This window comes from Kitasatospora sp. NPDC059088 (assembly GCF_042738155.1).
In the GTDB taxonomy this organism is placed as follows: Bacteria; Actinomycetota; Actinomycetes; order Streptomycetales; family Streptomycetaceae; genus Kitasatospora.
The window spans coordinates 1,611-15,087 of record NZ_JBHYGR010000186.1 but is presented as its reverse complement, the minus strand read 5'-3'; the positions used below and the strand labels follow the sequence as shown (position 1 = coordinate 15,087).

Here is a 13,477-nt window from a genome sequence, read left to right as displayed (position 1 = left end):
GTCTTCTTTTTTTGTTTATCCCCCCCCGGGGGGGTTGGGGGGGGGGGGGGGGGGGCGGGGTTGGGGGGGCCCCCCGCCCCCCGCCCCCGCCCCCCCCCCCCCCCCCGGGTCATGACCGGGCCCGGGCCGCAGGCACTGGGGCTGGTGAGGATCTCGGCCGGGACGGACACGAGCAGGGTCGCGGTGACGAGCAGCGCGGGACGACCGGGGTACTCCGGGTCGGGCTCGGTGAGGCACTGCCACCGCTCGTCGCCCCACACGGGCCGGTGGGCGGACCAGTCCTGCACCCTCGCGGGCCGGGTGGCCAGGGCGCGGTGCCGCAAGGGGACCTCGAAGTGCAGCATCATCCGGTAGTTGTCGGCGACGGTCGGCGTCAGTGCGGCGAGGTCGGGGCGGACGCGCACGTAGCCGGGTGCCATGACGGGGCTGGTGGCGATGCGCCAGGCGGCGACGGCGAACGAGGCGGCGTCCATCGGGGCGCCGTCGTCGAGGAGCTGGTCGGCGCGGGCGGCGAGGTAGGCGCCGTAGCGGGAGCGGCCGTCGCTGGCGCGCTCGCGGTCGTACGCGTCGTCGGTGACGGCGAGCACGGAGTCGCTGAACTCGGGCATGCTGGTGTCCTGATTCTCTTGACGAGGGGATCGGGTGGACCCCGCAGCGGCCGGCTTCTCTGCCAGGATTCGACGGCCGCTGCGGGGCTTTGTGCTGGTCAGGCCAGGAGTCCGCCTAGAACGGGGGCTCCGCCGTGAAGCCTGCGGGGGTTGCGCCCGGGGCGGCGGTGGACCACTGGTCGTTCTGCCGCTCGGTGGGGGCGCCGCTGCCGTTGCGCTGGGCCTTGGTGACCTTGGCGGTGGCGAACTTGAGGCTCGGGCCGATGTCCTCCAGGTCGAGGCCGAGCATCGACCTGTTCTCGCCTTCGGGGGTCTGCCAGTTGTGCTGGACCAGGCGTCCGGTCGCGACCACCCTCATTCCCTTGGTGAGGGACTCGGTGGCGTGCTCGGCGACCTCGCGCCAGGCGGTGGCGCGCAGGAACAGCGCGGTGCCGTCGCGCCACTGGCCGCTGGTCTTGTCGTAGGTGCGCGGGGTGGAGGCGATGGTGAAGCGGGCCATCGCCACGCCGGTGTTGGTGAAGCGGAGTTCGGGGTCGTCGGTGAGGTTGCCGACGACGGTGATCGGGGTCTCTCCCACGGACACGGGTGCCTCCAAGGGCGCTCGGGTGTCGGGAGCGGGGCCTGCCCGTCCCCCGCACCGCCCGGACCAGTCGCCAGGTTCGGCGGCGGTCCGGGCGGCACGGCGGTCGGCGCAGATCTGCTTGGGACGCCTGTGGAGCTAAGTCACCTTTGGCTCACCTAGGTTGATGGTTTCCGGCAGGATGGGGGGTATGGCGGACAGCGGTCTTTGGGTGGCTTTGATAGGCGTTGGCGGCACTCTCATGGCGAGCGTCACAACTGGTGTGCTTGGTAATCGGGCACAACGCCGCGGTGACGAAATGAGGGAGCGAGAGCAGGTCCGCCAGCTTGAGGCGGCACAACTAGAACGTGAACACGCGGCACGTATGGAGCGTCAGATGTGGCTGCGAGAGCGCCGGGAGGCGGCCTACAACGAGTACGTGGAGCAGGCGCACGCCAGTCGGACTGCGTTCGGCGCCCTTCACAGCGCGCTTCGGATGCGCGACGCCAGCGTCGATGAAATAGCCACACTGCAGGAGGAATCTATGCGTCAAGCGCGCGCGGCTTTCAGGCTGGCCAACCGTGTGTCGATCGTAGGGCCAGCTGCCGTTGCCGAGGCTGGAGCTGCGTATCTAGAAAGCCACAGAAAGTGGTGGGCAGATTTGGACCATTTTGCGCGCGCCTTCAAGTCGCAAGGGCAGCTTAGCGACAGCTCCAAGACCCTTTTGGGGCTTCGCTTCAAGGAGAACACCGATGGCTTTGGCGAGGCTGAGGGAGTGTTTGTGGAAGCAGCCAGAACTGCATTGGAGAGTTAGCCCAGTGCGCCCATTTTCGGCCCTTGCACGGTCGCGGCGCGGTCAGCGGCGGGTGGCGCGGGAGTGGGCGATGTCGAGCTGGCGGTGGATCTGGGCGGCCGTGCGGGCGGGGCGGTCGTTCCACTGGTCGACGGAGCGCACCGCCGGGTCCTGGGCGGCGAACTGCTCCATGAGGTAGCGGCGTGCGTTCATGGCGGTGGTGGGGGTGCCGTATCCGGCGGCGAGGACGGCGAGTTGGGCGCCGAGGATGCAGGCGCGGCCGGCCTCGTCCCACAGCAGTCCCTGGCACCAGCCGTGCACGGTGAGGTAGCGGGAGATCAGGCGCAGGTGGGTGGCGGTGTCGATCGGGACGGGGGCCGGGGTGCGGCCACGGGCGCGGTCGAGGAGAGTGGCCCGGGGGCGGGTCATGCCGAGATCCCATGTGACGGGGGCCTGGCCGAGCGCGCAGATCTGCGGGACGGGGACACGGGCGGGGACGGGGAGGGTGGCGAGGTAGCGCTCGATCTCGCGGACGAGTTCGCCGCCGTCGGCGACGAGGGACAGGTCCGGGAGCAGCGCGGTGAGGGCGGAGTTCATCGCGGGCCCGGGGGTCAGTGCGCGCCGGGCAGGGCGTGGACGAGGTTGGTGATCGCGTCGCTGATCGCGGGGGCGAGCCCGGTGGCGGCGAGGTAGAAGCCGAACAGGGCGGCGACGAGCGCGCCGCCGAAGGGTACGGCCTTCTGGCGCAGCATGACGGCCAGGATGATGCCGAAGAACACGGCGGCGGAGACGGTGAGCAGCACTGGCTGACTCCCTTCCGGGAGGGGGCTTTGGGGTGATTTGGGTGGGCTGGGGTGCTCTGACCGGCCCCTGCCGGGCATGGAAAATCGCAGGTCACAGGGGTGTCGGATGGCGGCGCATCCCTGGCGGGCTGTGCCGCCGAGGGTCCCGTCCGTCAGGGCGCGTCAGGGGCCCTGACGCGGGGTGCAGAGCTGTGACCTGCGCTTTCGCGGAGGCGGCAGGGGTCGGTCAGGGCGCTGGAACCGGGCAAATGGGGCGGTTCAGTCGCCGTCGAGGGCGGTGGTGGCGTCGGTGAGGGCCTTGAGGGTGTAGCCGTTGGGGCGGCTGCCGTCGGCCTCGGTGAGGCGACCCGGGACGAGGTCGACGCCGAGGTCGGCGAGGTCGGTCTTGAGGGTCTTGCCGACCCGGGAGAGCCAGGCGGCGTCGGCCTCGTGGGCCTGGCGACCGTAGCGGGAGGAGTCGGTGCTGGCGAGGTGGGCGAGGGCCTCGGCGTTGGTGATCTGGCCCCGTCCGGTGTCGCGGGCGGCGGTGACGAGGTGGTCGACGACAGTGCGGCGCACGACGGTGCCGAGGCCGTCCTCGCCGCCGGCGGCGGCGCTGACGCCGGTGAGGGCGGCCATGGCGGCCTCGACCGGGTCCTCGTAGTGGCCGGGCAGGTGTCCTGCCTCCTGGCGCAGTTCGATGCCGCGCTCGATGAGCGGCAGGATCTCCCCGGCCGCCTCGTCGATGAACAGGGAGCGGACCTCGATGACGCCGGTGTCGGGGGTGGTCAGCCAGGCGCGGCCGCGGCTGGTCTTCTCGATCGGGATCTTCGAGGCGTCGTAGCCCTGGCCGACCATGCCGTCGCCGAGGACGACGTTGGAGGCGCCGGGGGACTCGACGCGCATGGCCATGCGGGCGGCGAGGTTGCCGCGCAGGCGGGGGGTGACGATCTCGGCCTCGGGGTACTGGGTGGCGAGCGCGAGGACGATGCCGACGGCGGCGCCGACGGCGGCGATCTGGGCGAGGAGTTCGGTGATCTCCTCGGCGTACTTGCCGGAGGGGCCGTTCTTGGCGGTGTAGGTGGCGAGTTCGTCGATGATGACCAGCTCGATGCCGCCGAGCTTGTCGACCAGCGCCTCGTTGGCCTTGGACAGGCCCGCCTCGACGAGGATCTCGGTGCGGCGGTTCATCTCGTCGACCATGAGGCGCAGGAACTGCACCAGCCGCTTGGGGTTGCGGCGCACGAAGGTCGCCAGCGCCCGGGCGTGCGGGACGTACTCGCCGGCGCCCTTTCCATCGAACAGCCGGATGCGCACGCGCGGGTCGAGCATCGCGGCGGCCAGCAGGTTGGCCAGGCCCATGCCCTTGCCGGAGCGGGTGGCCCCGGCAAAGAGGAACGAGTAGTCCGAGAGGGTCGGGCGCAGGACGTTGCCGCGCTTGTCGAAGGCCAGGGGGAAGCCGTCGGACCAGGTGTTGACGGACTTCGCCCGGGAGGCGACGAGCGGGTTGCGGCGGGTGGCGAGGAACGGGTCCTGCCCGCACGCCCAGATGGCCATGCGGCGGCCGTTGGAGCCGACCTGGCGGATGTCGAGGTTGGTGCGGTCGATTCCCATCGCGGCGGCGATCTCGTCGACCTTGGCCTGGGCCTTCTTGACGGTGATGTCGGGAAGGTCGATGACGGCGTGCCAGGCGTTGGACACGGCCGGGTCGATCGCGCACGGGGTGACCATGGTCAGGCGCTGGGCATCGCCGATGACCTTGGCGGCCTTGAACGCCCGGTCGAGCATGCTCTCGGTCATCGGGTCGCCGTCGGACAGGGAGCGCACGTCGGCGTCCCACTCGGTTTCGCGGTCGGGGCGGCGGCCGATGAGCGCCTCGACGGCGAACACGGTCAACATGCCGAGCGCGAGACCGGCGGCGCCGAGGGCGACGTAGGCGGTCAGGACGACGGCGGCGGGGATGCCGAAGGCGACCAGGGCACGGGCGAAGCGGATCCGGCGCCGGTTGGACTTGGCCTTCTTGTGGGCGGCGACCGCCGCCATGGCGACGGCGAGGGCGGCCTCGCTGTTCTTCTGGGCGAGGAGGCGGTCGCCAGGCAGCAGGGTGAAGCGGGCGCGGCGGGCCAGGTCGCGGGCCTCACGGGTGGCGACGTGGGCCTGGTGGGCGGCGGCCTGCACGTGGGCGCCCTCGAATCCGGCCGCCCACTGGGCCGAGCGCCGGACGCCGCGCAGGGCCTGGGCGGCGTGCCCGCGGGTGGTCAGCTGGCGCCCGGCCCAGCGCCGGGCGGCGCGGCGCATCTGCTTGGCGCGGGCGCGGGCCATGGTGCGACGGCCCTCGCTGGTGCGGATCCACCTGGGGATCAGCGGCCGGTCACCGGCCAGGTCCTCGCGGTCGGCGGCGGCGACCACCGCGGGGACCTCGTGCGGCACCTCGTCGGGGTCGGGCAGGTAGACCGACTCCTCCGGCGCCGGGTCCGGCCGCGGGGCCTCGACGGGCGCGGGGGCCGAGCTGGTCTTGGAGAGGCGGCCGAACGGCAGGATCTTCGCCTCGCCCTGCTCCGCCGGGGCGGTCGAGGAGTCGTCGTCGGGGTCGGGCAGGTCGGCGGCGGTGTCGTGGTTCACTGTGGGTCCTTCCTCACTGCGATGGTGGTGCGAAAGGGGGCCCGGGACGGCCGCCCTGGCCGGCAAGCTGCGCGGCCGTCCCGGGTGATGCGTGCCGTGGTGGCTGGTCAGCGCATGGGCAGGGCGGTGCAGGTGGCGGCGTGGGTGCTGGCGCTGGCGAGCATCTCCTCGCGGAACTGGAACTCACGGCTGCGGGTCGCGCAGCCGCCGCACTCCCAGCGGTCGGTGATCAGGCCGGACTTGCACTGGACGATGGCGCCGCCGGCGGAGCGGTAGGAGGGCAGCTGGATCCTGGGCATGGCGGAACTCCTGTGGGTGGTCGGTCAGGCGGAGGCGATGACGGCGGCGACGGTCTCGGCAGCGTGGTGCCAGGCCTGGTCCAAGCAGTAGGCGCCGTTCATGCCGTGGTCGGCGAGCCGCACGAACCGGGCCTTGCCGGTGGCGTCGGCCAAGCGGCGCAGGGGCTCGCGCCGGTCGGCGATGTAGTGGGTGACGGCGGAGAGGGCGAGGGCGGCGGCGACCGAGGCGGGGCGCAGGCGGACGTCGAGCAGGCGGGTGCCGGCCAGCAGGACGACGGCCTGGGTGGCGGTGTAGGTGGCGACGTGGGCGGCGCAGGCGCGGCGCCCGGCCGCGCTGGACTGCCCGTCGTTGTCGTGCTGGCCCTTGGTGGTGGCCTGGTGGTCGGTCTGGATCCAGTGGTCGGCGACGTCGGCGGCGGCGCGGAGCAGGGCGTAGGAGGCGGCGAAGCGGACAGCGGGGCTGCTGGAGTTCATGGGGGGCTCCCGGGGTTCAGCGGCGGGCGAGGTGGCCGGAGACGGTGCGGGTGCGGACGTCGAGTCGGTTGGTGCCGTGCAGGTCGACGTCGCCGGAGACGGTGCGGGCGGTGAGGGTGCCGGTGGCGCGGGTGCCGGCGGTGAGGCGGATGTCGCCGGAGACGGTGCGGATCTCGGCGGTGCGGCCCTCGTAGACGCCGATGCGCACGTCGCCGGAGGTGGTCCGGATCTCGGCGTCGCTGCCGATGCGCTCGGCACCGACGTCGCCGGAGATCGTTTTGGCCGACAGGACGTTCACCGACTGCACCCGCACGTCGCCGGAGGTGGACTCGAAGGCCAGCGCTGGCAGGTGCCCGGTGGCGGTCAGGCCGGCGGAGACGCTGCGCAGGGCGACGCCGAGCGCGGTTGGGGGCAGGGTGACGGTCGCGGCGATGGGGCTGGCCAGCCGCTGCCCTTGGATGGAGCCGCCGATGATGACGTGGCCGTTGACGATCGTGATCCCGGTGATGTCGCCGGTGATCGTGCCGAAGGACTGGTGGACCGTGTTCCCGTTGATGGTGAGGCTGCCGTGGTTCGCGGCGGGGACGTCGATGCTCAGGTGGGTGGGGCCCTCCCAGCTGCGGGTGCGGCGCACGGCGTCGGCCGAGGGGCCGTCGTCGTCGGGCGTGCTGAGCTGGACGGTGATGGCCGTGGCGGCGGGGTCGATGCTGACGCGGACGTGGCCGGTCGGCATAACCATCGCCAGCTGCTGGGCGGTGGCGGCGAGGAAGGTGCGGGTGGTGGCCATGGCGGTCTCCTGGGTGGCGGGTCAGGCGGAGGCGGAGCGCTGCTGCTGGGCGGCCAGCGACATGGCGCGGCGGGCGGCGGGGGAGAAGGCGAGGGTGTCGCCGGCCTGCCGCCGGGGCGGGGTGCCGCCGTTGTTGCGGCGCCCGTCCACGGCTCGTACGCGCGTGCCCGTCTCGGGGGCGGGCATCTGGGATTCGACCTGCGGCTTTTCAGCCTTTTCGCCCTGGTTTGCCGGATCCTTGGCGGCGTCCTTCACCCGGGCCTTGGCGGCGGCGCGGGCGGCGATGACGTCGGCGGTGTCGCCGAGCGTGGTGCCCTGGACGTCGTCCCACGCGCGCTTCCAGGTGGTGTCGCTGGGGTGGAGTTCGCCGAGGGCGGCGGCGAGGGCGACGGCGCGTTCCCACACCGGCTGCCACTGCTGGGAGCGGATCGTCTCGCGGGCGTCGCGCTCGTCCAGCTCGCGCTGTTCGGCGGCCTGCTTCTCGATGGCCTCGGCGGCGCGCTCGCGGGCTTCCTCGCGGCGCTGGCGCCGGGTCTTGCGGCCCTCGCTCTTGAGGATGCGGCCGTGCTCGTGCAGGTCCCACACCATCGGGCCGGCCAGCGAGCAGAACGCCCCGCCGAGGCCGGTGCCGAGGCCGAACTCGGCGGAGCCGTGGAGGTAGTTGACGGCGGCGGCGAACAGTGCGACCGCTCCGGCCAGGGCTCGGTAGTGCCAGGACGGGCGGGCCTCGTCGATGGCGGCCTCGGCGCCCTTGAGTAGCGCCCAGGCGAGGCCTTCGAGGACGAGCGGCGCGGCGAGCAGGAACGGCGCGTCCGGCGACCAGAAGGCCATCAGCTGCAGGGGCAGGGAGACGACCACGCAGGTGATCGCGATGGCCTTCGCGTACTTGCGCCACTGCTCGGCCGAGCGGGCGGCCTTCTCGCGGGCGGTCTCGGCCTCGGCGCGCTGGCGGGCGGCCTCGGCGCGGCTCTCGGCGGCCTGCTGCCGGATCTCCTCGGCCTTGGCCTCGCCCTCGGCGATCTCGGCGGCGGCCTTGGCGGCCTTGAGCCGGTTGGCAATGTCGGCGGCGGCCTTGGCGGCCTCGGTCTTGGCGCGCAGGGCCTCGGCCTCGGCGGCTTCCTTCGAGGCGTTCTTGGCGGGGGTGCGGGTGCGGCCGGTGGGCCGCAGCTCGGTGACGCTCACAGGGTCCCTCCGGCGAGTCGGGTGGCGGTCAGCAGGGTGCGCAGTTCGCGCCGGCGGCGGGCGCGGACGGCGCGGCGGCGCAGGGCAGGCAGCATGCTCACGAGCAGCAGCCCCGCCGCGGCCGCGCACCCGGCGCCCGGGTGGGCCAGCAGCACCGCGACGAGCGCGGCCACGAAGGTCAGGACGGTCTTGGCGGCGGCGGGGAAGGCGAGGGCGAGCAGGCCCGCCGCCCAGCCGAGGCGCTTGCCGTGGGCCATCACGCGGCCCTCCCCGCGCGGCGCTGCTTGCGGGCCAGGTCCTTGCGCTCGGTCTCGTCGAGGCCGCCGAAGATGCCGTGCGGCTCGCCGCGCTTGAGCGCCAGCGCGAGGCACATCTCGCGCACCGGGCATCCGGCGCAGATCTGCCGGGCCCGGCGCTCGGAGAACTCGTCGTCGCCGGTGGGGAAGAACAGGTTCGGGTCGACCTCGGTGCACGCGGCGCCGCGCAGGTCGTTGGCCGACTGGGGCAGGATCTCGGCGGCCGCCGGGGTGGGGCGCCCGGACAGGGTGGGGGTGACGGTGCCGCGGACGCTGCGGCGAACGATGCGCGGCATCATCACGCGGCCGCCTTCCCGGTCGCCGGGGCGGTGCGGACGTTCTTACCGGAGCGGCCCGTGCCGCCGATCAGCAGGACCAGGTGACACACGGCCACCTGGGCGGTCGGCCGCGGCTTGGCCCGGCGCATCAACTGGTCGGCGTAGGAGGCCAGTTCGGGGTCCTCTCGGCGCAGCACCGTGAGGATGTCGGCCGCGGCGGCGAGCCGGGCGGTGCGGTCGGCGGTGCGTTCCGGGCCGGCGGGCCCGGTGAACAGCTCGGAGTCGATGCCGAGCGCCAGCTCGGCGAACTCCGTCTTGGAGGCCGCGTGCTGGCCTGCGACGATAGTGCTCATGGGTCGTGGTTCCCTTCGACGGAGACGGCCCTGAGCGGCCCCGGTGTGTCAGCACCGGGGCCGCAGCCGTTGGGGGGCGGCGCTCGACGAGCAGCCGCAGAACGAGGCCAAGGCCAGACCGAGGCGGCCGGGCCTTCGCGTTGAGCAGGTAGTGCGGGTGCCTTCCTGAAGGCCCCGGCCACTCGTCGAATCACGAGCAGCCGCGGGACCCGACGCGGTCCTGCCGCCCTACGGGGCGGTTGGAGCGCGCCGGGAACCGTGATCGCTGGTGAGCGACCGAACTTTGAGCCCCGCCCGGTTTTCAGCGGCGGGGCCGGATACAGCTCTGAGGCATGCCCATGGGCAGACTCCTCAGGTCAGAGCCCTCGTGGGGCAGCTGGTCGGGGATGGCCCGTCCTACGGGCGTCAGGTCTCTCGGGCCTGGTCCGGTACCGATCTCTGCCCGGTACCAGCAGGGCGGCGCACTCCAGAACGGGGTGCTGCTGGCTAGCTGCCGCCGACGACGTCACCCGGTCGCCACGGGGGCGGTGTTCACCCGCCACGTGCTTTGAGACTCCGCTGGCCCACTCGGCTCGCCATCCAGCCGTACGAATCGGCCTGGTCAGCGTCCGTCCGTCCCCACGCTCCCGAGGGAGCGGCATGCCACGCGTAGGGGGAGGGCACGTGTCGCGGCGGTTCAACTCACCGGCTCCCCCAGCTGAGGTTCTCCCCAGTTGAGTTTCCTAGGTGCCTTCCGCGACCGCCGCTCTCGCGTCGGTCTCGCACGATCGATATGAAGCCGACGCCTCCCGGCGACGACGATTCTCAAAGGTCAAGCGCTGCCTTTGGGGGGCTGTCACCCCACCCCTCCGGGCTTGTCCGCATAGGTCCGCACCTCAGGCACGGGCTGCCATCCTCTACAGATCCCCTCCTGGGGTCCTCTAGAGGACTTGCTAAGACTATGAGGGGTCATCAGGCCTCACGTCAACTGCTTGAGAGGACTTAAGCTGTCAGGGTCTTCGAGTGAATGGCGGTGTGCCCCGAAATGGCCAAGTACGAGCGAATTGCGGATGACCTCCGCGTACGGATTCAGGCGGGGGAGTGGCAGCCCGGCGACAGGCTGCCCACGGAGACTCCCGACCTGACGACGCACTACAAGACGAGCCTGAACACGGTTCGTCAGGCCCTCGGCGTCCTGGCGGCGGAGGGCGTGGTGGACAAGGTCCACGGCAGGGGCAACTTCGTGCGCAAGCCACGCAAGCGGGTCGTGAGGACCAGCGAGCGTCACCAATGGGAGAAGGACCGGGCCCGCGAGTCGGAAGCGACCCGCCGGCAGACGGGCGCGACGGAGCACGACACCGGGCTGGCCGTGTCGGATCTGGTGTTCGATGCCGCTTTTGACGACGCGGTGTCGGCCGATGAAGTGCTGGCTGGCCTCTTCCAGATCCCAGTCGGCACGAGGCTCCTGGAACGGACCTACCGGACGCGCTATCGCGAGGAAGACGAGCCGTTCAACGTTGCCCGGTCGTACCTCGTGTACGACACGGTCGAGGGCAACCCGGATCTGCTCGACCCGAGCAAGGAGCCGTGGCCAGGTGGCACACAGAACCAGCTGCACACGCTCGGCATCGAGCTGGGTCGCATCGAGGAACGGGTCACGGCTCGCCCGCCGACGGCGGAGGAGTCTGAGGAACTGGGGCTCAAGGCCGGAGACTCAGTGTTGATCCTCTGGAAGATCTCGTACGACATCGACGGAAGGGTGGCCGAAGCCTCCAACGTCACGCTGCCCGGCGACCGTACTGAGATCGTGTTCACGACTCCTCTGACTAGGTGGTGAGCATGACCCAGATCATCTCCGTCATCACAGCTGTTCACGGACCGTCCGCTCCGTTCCTGCCGGATGCCTACAAGTCACTGCTCGCCCAGCGGCTCCCGGAAGGTTGGGATTGGCAGTGGATCATTCAGGAAGACGGGGAGACGGACGCAGTCGCCCCGTACGTGCCGGACGATGCCCGGGTCACCTTCGGGCAGGGGCGTCACGGGCGTGCCGGCGTGGCCCGGACCATGGCCCTCTCCCGGGCTGTCGGGCAGTTCGTCAAGGTGCTCGACGCCGACGACATGTTGGTGGCGGGCGTGTTGGCCCGAGACCTGGCGGCTCTTCAACGTCCGGGCGTCTGCTGGTCGACCTCGCGGGTTCTCGACCTGCTCCCGGACGGCTCGACCGTCGGCTTCGATCAGGACCCACCCGAGGGACCTATCGGGCGTGGCGCGGTGCTTGAGCACTGGAAGGCGCACAACTTCCGCGCGCAGGTTCACCCGGCGACATTGTGCGCACGGCGTGATCTCGTCCTAGCCCTTGGAGGCTGGATGGCGCTCCCCGCGTCCGAGGACACGGGCCTCCTGATGGCTCTGGATGCGACCAGCCGGGGTTGGTTCTCGGCGGAGACCGGTCTCCTCTACCGCAAGTGGCCTGGGCAGAGCACTGCCAGTACGGCTCACGTTCACGAGGGCGAGCGGTCTGCCCGAATGGCCGTCATCGAGGCGCGGGCGAGGGTGCTTGCGGGGCTCGATGGCTGGCGTTTCGAAGCGTGAGTAGAAAACACGAAAAGGCCGGGGCGGGGATGGCTTAGCATCCCCCCCCCGCCGGTTTCGGTGTGGGGGTTTACCGGGCAGGGGGGTGCGGGGCTGGTTGGCGGGCTTTTCGATGCGTTATTATAAAACACTAAACGGCCGGGGCGGGTAGCGAATCGCTACCCGCCCCGGCCTTTTCCGGAGTCGGGGTTACCGGGACAGGTGGAGCAGGTGCAGGTGTCCGGGATGTCCGGTTGTCCTGGGGGGCGCGCTGACCTGCGGTGATTGACCGGACAGCTTCCGGACACCTTGAGGTGCTGAAACACAGGGTTCAGCGGGACGCCGCGTACGTCTCGGCCTCGCCGGGGGGCAGGATGACCGGCGCGCCGAGCTGTGCGAGCTGCGACTTCTTGGCCTGCTTGAAGAAGTTCCGGTCGGAGGTGACGTAGACGTCCGCGCCGGCGCGGACATGGGTGTGCAGTCCCAGGCCGTCCAGCCGGTAGTTGCGCCACTTCCGCTCGGCCTTGGCCCGCTGGTCCCCAGTCAGGGACTCGGGCACCGCCCGGTCGTACTCGAAGGCGAAGCTGGGGAACAGGACCTGGTGGATTCGGCGCAGCTCGGCGTCGTCCGAGTCCTGGGCGGACACGGCCCAGTCGAAGTAGGCCAGGTCGAAGATGGCGATCGGCTTGAGGATGCCGAGATGGTCCAGGCCCACGGCCCGCAGCCGCGCCTGGAAGATCTCGAAGTTCGGCGGGGCGGTGCCGTCGCGCAGGGACTCTGCGGCAGTCGTCGCCGCGAGCCGGACGGTTGCCGACCCGCGGTCGTGCCGGTGGAGGAGAGCGCGGACCCCGGAGGCCTCGGGCCGGTCTTCTTCCAGGGCTATGAGGCAGTTGGTGTCCAAGGTGAAACTCAGCATGCGTCCCTTCCTGCGCCGGTCGACGAGTGTGCCCCAGGATCTCGGCCGTCCGGTGACGGGTCAACCGACCCGAGGGTTGACAGGCCCTGCCGCTGTCCTGGGACCGCCGCCGCGGCGGAGCGGCCGGGCGCGCACCCGGGCGGCCCCGCCGCGGCGGGGGGGCCGGGGGCGCCCCCACCCCGGGGGGCCCCCCCCCGGCCCCGCCCCCGCCCGGGGGCGCGGGGGGGCGGGCGGCCGGGGGGCCCCCCGGGGGGGGGGGCGGGGCGGGGGGCGCCCACGACCGTGGCTACCGCCGACGGGCGGCTGCCAGGGCCCGGCGATTCCCCTTCCTCAGCGGCCTGCTGCCGCGCACTGACCTCGCCGCCACGCCGGTTGCTGCCTCGGCGGCGGTATCGCCTCCGGCGGGGGCGGTCCCGGCAGTGCGCATGGCGGAGCCGATGTCTTGCGTGAGCTCGCGAACGGGGCCGTGGTGGGCGAGGACCCGGGTGCCGGCGCAGTCCGCTTCCACGGTGTCGGGAAGCTTCTGCTCGTCGACCACCCCGGCGTCCCGAGCGAGGCTGCGCCAGAAGGAGGCCTCCCAGTCGTCGCCGCAGGCGGCGTAGTGCACGGCCAGGCAGTGGACGGCGAGGTCGTCGCCCGCCCCCGCCGCGAAGCGCCACCAGCTGGTGGCGTCGGTGACCCGGCCGATCGCGTAGAGCAGGCATCCGAAGATGCGGGCGGCTCCTTCGTCGCAGGCCTCCAAGAAGCCGGTCAGCCGGTCGGGGTCGGCGTCGTTGACGACGGCCGCGCACAGGCGGTCGAGGTCACGCCGCAGTGCGGCCCGGTTCAGTGCGGGCGGCAATGGGTCGAGTGTGCGACGCGCGGCTTCCCGCCCGGGGGCCGCCGTGGCGCGGCCGGGCCCGGGGGGGGGCCGGGGGGGGGGCGGTCCGTCGCCACCGGAGCGCGCGGCGAGGCGCCGGGGGATGGCCCGCGGGGCAT

Annotated in this window: 17 protein-coding genes; 3 read left to right on the top strand and 14 right to left on the bottom strand. The window is 72.2% G+C overall.

What is annotated here, in order from left to right:
- Together ACFWXO_RS41965 and ssb are read right to left on the bottom strand one after the other, a co-directional pair.
- Positions 1-608, bottom strand: a 608-nt coding sequence (locus ACFWXO_RS41965; protein WP_380531663.1) for a hypothetical protein, incomplete at its 3' end; no start/stop codon positions are given.
- 115 nt (positions 609-723) lie between these two features.
- On the bottom strand, positions 724-1,191 hold the full coding sequence (gene ssb / locus ACFWXO_RS41960; protein ID WP_380531660.1) for a single-stranded DNA-binding protein: 468 nt from the start codon (positions 1,189-1,191) through the stop codon (positions 724-726).
- Positions 1,192-1,378: 187 nt separating this feature from the next.
- Between ssb and ACFWXO_RS41955 the strand changes: the two genes are divergently transcribed.
- Positions 1,379-1,981, top strand: a complete 603-nt coding sequence (locus ACFWXO_RS41955; protein WP_380531657.1) for a hypothetical protein — start codon at positions 1,379-1,381, stop codon at positions 1,979-1,981.
- Positions 1,982-2,023: 42 nt separating this feature from the next.
- On the opposite strand, the gene ACFWXO_RS41950 is transcribed toward ACFWXO_RS41955, so the two are convergent.
- From ACFWXO_RS41950 to ACFWXO_RS41905, 10 genes are all read right to left on the bottom strand, one after another.
- Entirely contained in the window at positions 2,024-2,557 is a 534-nt protein-coding gene (locus ACFWXO_RS41950; protein ID WP_380531655.1) for a hypothetical protein, read from the bottom strand.
- Positions 2,558-2,571: 14 nt separating this feature from the next.
- Entirely contained in the window at positions 2,572-2,763 is a 192-nt protein-coding gene (locus ACFWXO_RS41945) for a hypothetical protein (protein ID WP_380531652.1), read from the bottom strand.
- 258 nt (positions 2,764-3,021) lie between these two features.
- Entirely contained in the window at positions 3,022-5,364 is a 2,343-nt protein-coding gene (locus ACFWXO_RS41940; RefSeq protein ID WP_380531650.1) for an FtsK/SpoIIIE domain-containing protein, read from the bottom strand.
- A 107-nt stretch (positions 5,365-5,471) separates the two neighbouring features.
- Entirely contained in the window at positions 5,472-5,663 is a 192-nt protein-coding gene (locus ACFWXO_RS41935) for a hypothetical protein (RefSeq protein WP_380531648.1), read from the bottom strand.
- 24 nt (positions 5,664-5,687) lie between these two features.
- Positions 5,688-6,137 (bottom strand): hypothetical protein, encoded by a 450-nt coding sequence (locus tag ACFWXO_RS41930; protein WP_380531645.1) that lies wholly within the window; start codon positions 6,135-6,137, stop codon positions 5,688-5,690.
- A 16-nt stretch (positions 6,138-6,153) separates the two neighbouring features.
- Positions 6,154-6,924 carry a DUF4097 domain-containing protein gene (locus ACFWXO_RS41925; RefSeq protein WP_380531643.1) on the bottom strand — a complete coding sequence of 257 codons (771 nt, stop codon included), beginning with the start codon at positions 6,922-6,924 and terminating at the stop codon, positions 6,154-6,156.
- A gap of 21 nt (positions 6,925-6,945) precedes the next feature.
- On the bottom strand, positions 6,946-8,106 hold the full coding sequence (locus ACFWXO_RS41920; RefSeq protein WP_380531641.1) for a hypothetical protein: 1,161 nt from the start codon (positions 8,104-8,106) through the stop codon (positions 6,946-6,948).
- Entirely contained in the window at positions 8,103-8,363 is a 261-nt protein-coding gene (locus ACFWXO_RS41915; RefSeq protein ID WP_380531639.1) for a hypothetical protein, read from the bottom strand. The genes ACFWXO_RS41920 and ACFWXO_RS41915 overlap by 4 nt, the downstream gene beginning before the upstream one ends.
- Positions 8,363-8,701, bottom strand: coding sequence for a WhiB family transcriptional regulator (locus ACFWXO_RS41910; RefSeq protein WP_380531637.1), 339 nt, complete (start codon positions 8,699-8,701; stop codon positions 8,363-8,365). The genes ACFWXO_RS41915 and ACFWXO_RS41910 overlap by 1 nt, the downstream gene beginning before the upstream one ends.
- A complete protein-coding gene (locus tag ACFWXO_RS41905; RefSeq protein ID WP_380531634.1) occupies positions 8,701-9,033 on the bottom strand; it encodes a hypothetical protein in 333 nt (110 codons plus the stop codon). The genes ACFWXO_RS41910 and ACFWXO_RS41905 overlap by 1 nt, the downstream gene beginning before the upstream one ends.
- Positions 9,034-10,057: 1,024 nt before the next feature.
- On the opposite strand from ACFWXO_RS41905, the gene ACFWXO_RS41900 reads away from it, so the two are divergent.
- Together ACFWXO_RS41900 and ACFWXO_RS41895 are read left to right on the top strand one after the other, a co-directional pair.
- Entirely contained in the window at positions 10,058-10,849 is a 792-nt protein-coding gene (locus ACFWXO_RS41900) for a GntR family transcriptional regulator (RefSeq protein WP_380531631.1), read from the top strand.
- 2 nt (positions 10,850-10,851) lie between these two features.
- On the top strand, positions 10,852-11,604 hold the full coding sequence (locus tag ACFWXO_RS41895) for a glycosyltransferase family 2 protein (RefSeq protein ID WP_380531628.1): 753 nt from the start codon (positions 10,852-10,854) through the stop codon (positions 11,602-11,604).
- Between the two features lie 310 nt (positions 11,605-11,914).
- Here the strand turns inward: ACFWXO_RS41895 and ACFWXO_RS41890 are convergent, their stop codons facing one another.
- Together ACFWXO_RS41890 and ACFWXO_RS41885 are read right to left on the bottom strand one after the other, a co-directional pair.
- The gene (locus ACFWXO_RS41890) at positions 11,915-12,499 is read right to left on the bottom strand and encodes a hypothetical protein (protein ID WP_380531625.1); all 585 of its coding nucleotides are present in this window, start codon (positions 12,497-12,499) and stop codon (positions 11,915-11,917) included.
- A 286-nt stretch (positions 12,500-12,785) separates the two neighbouring features.
- A complete protein-coding gene (locus ACFWXO_RS41885) occupies positions 12,786-13,340 on the bottom strand; it encodes a hypothetical protein (protein WP_380531623.1) in 555 nt (184 codons plus the stop codon).
- Between the last annotated feature and the right edge of the window lie 137 nt (positions 13,341-13,477).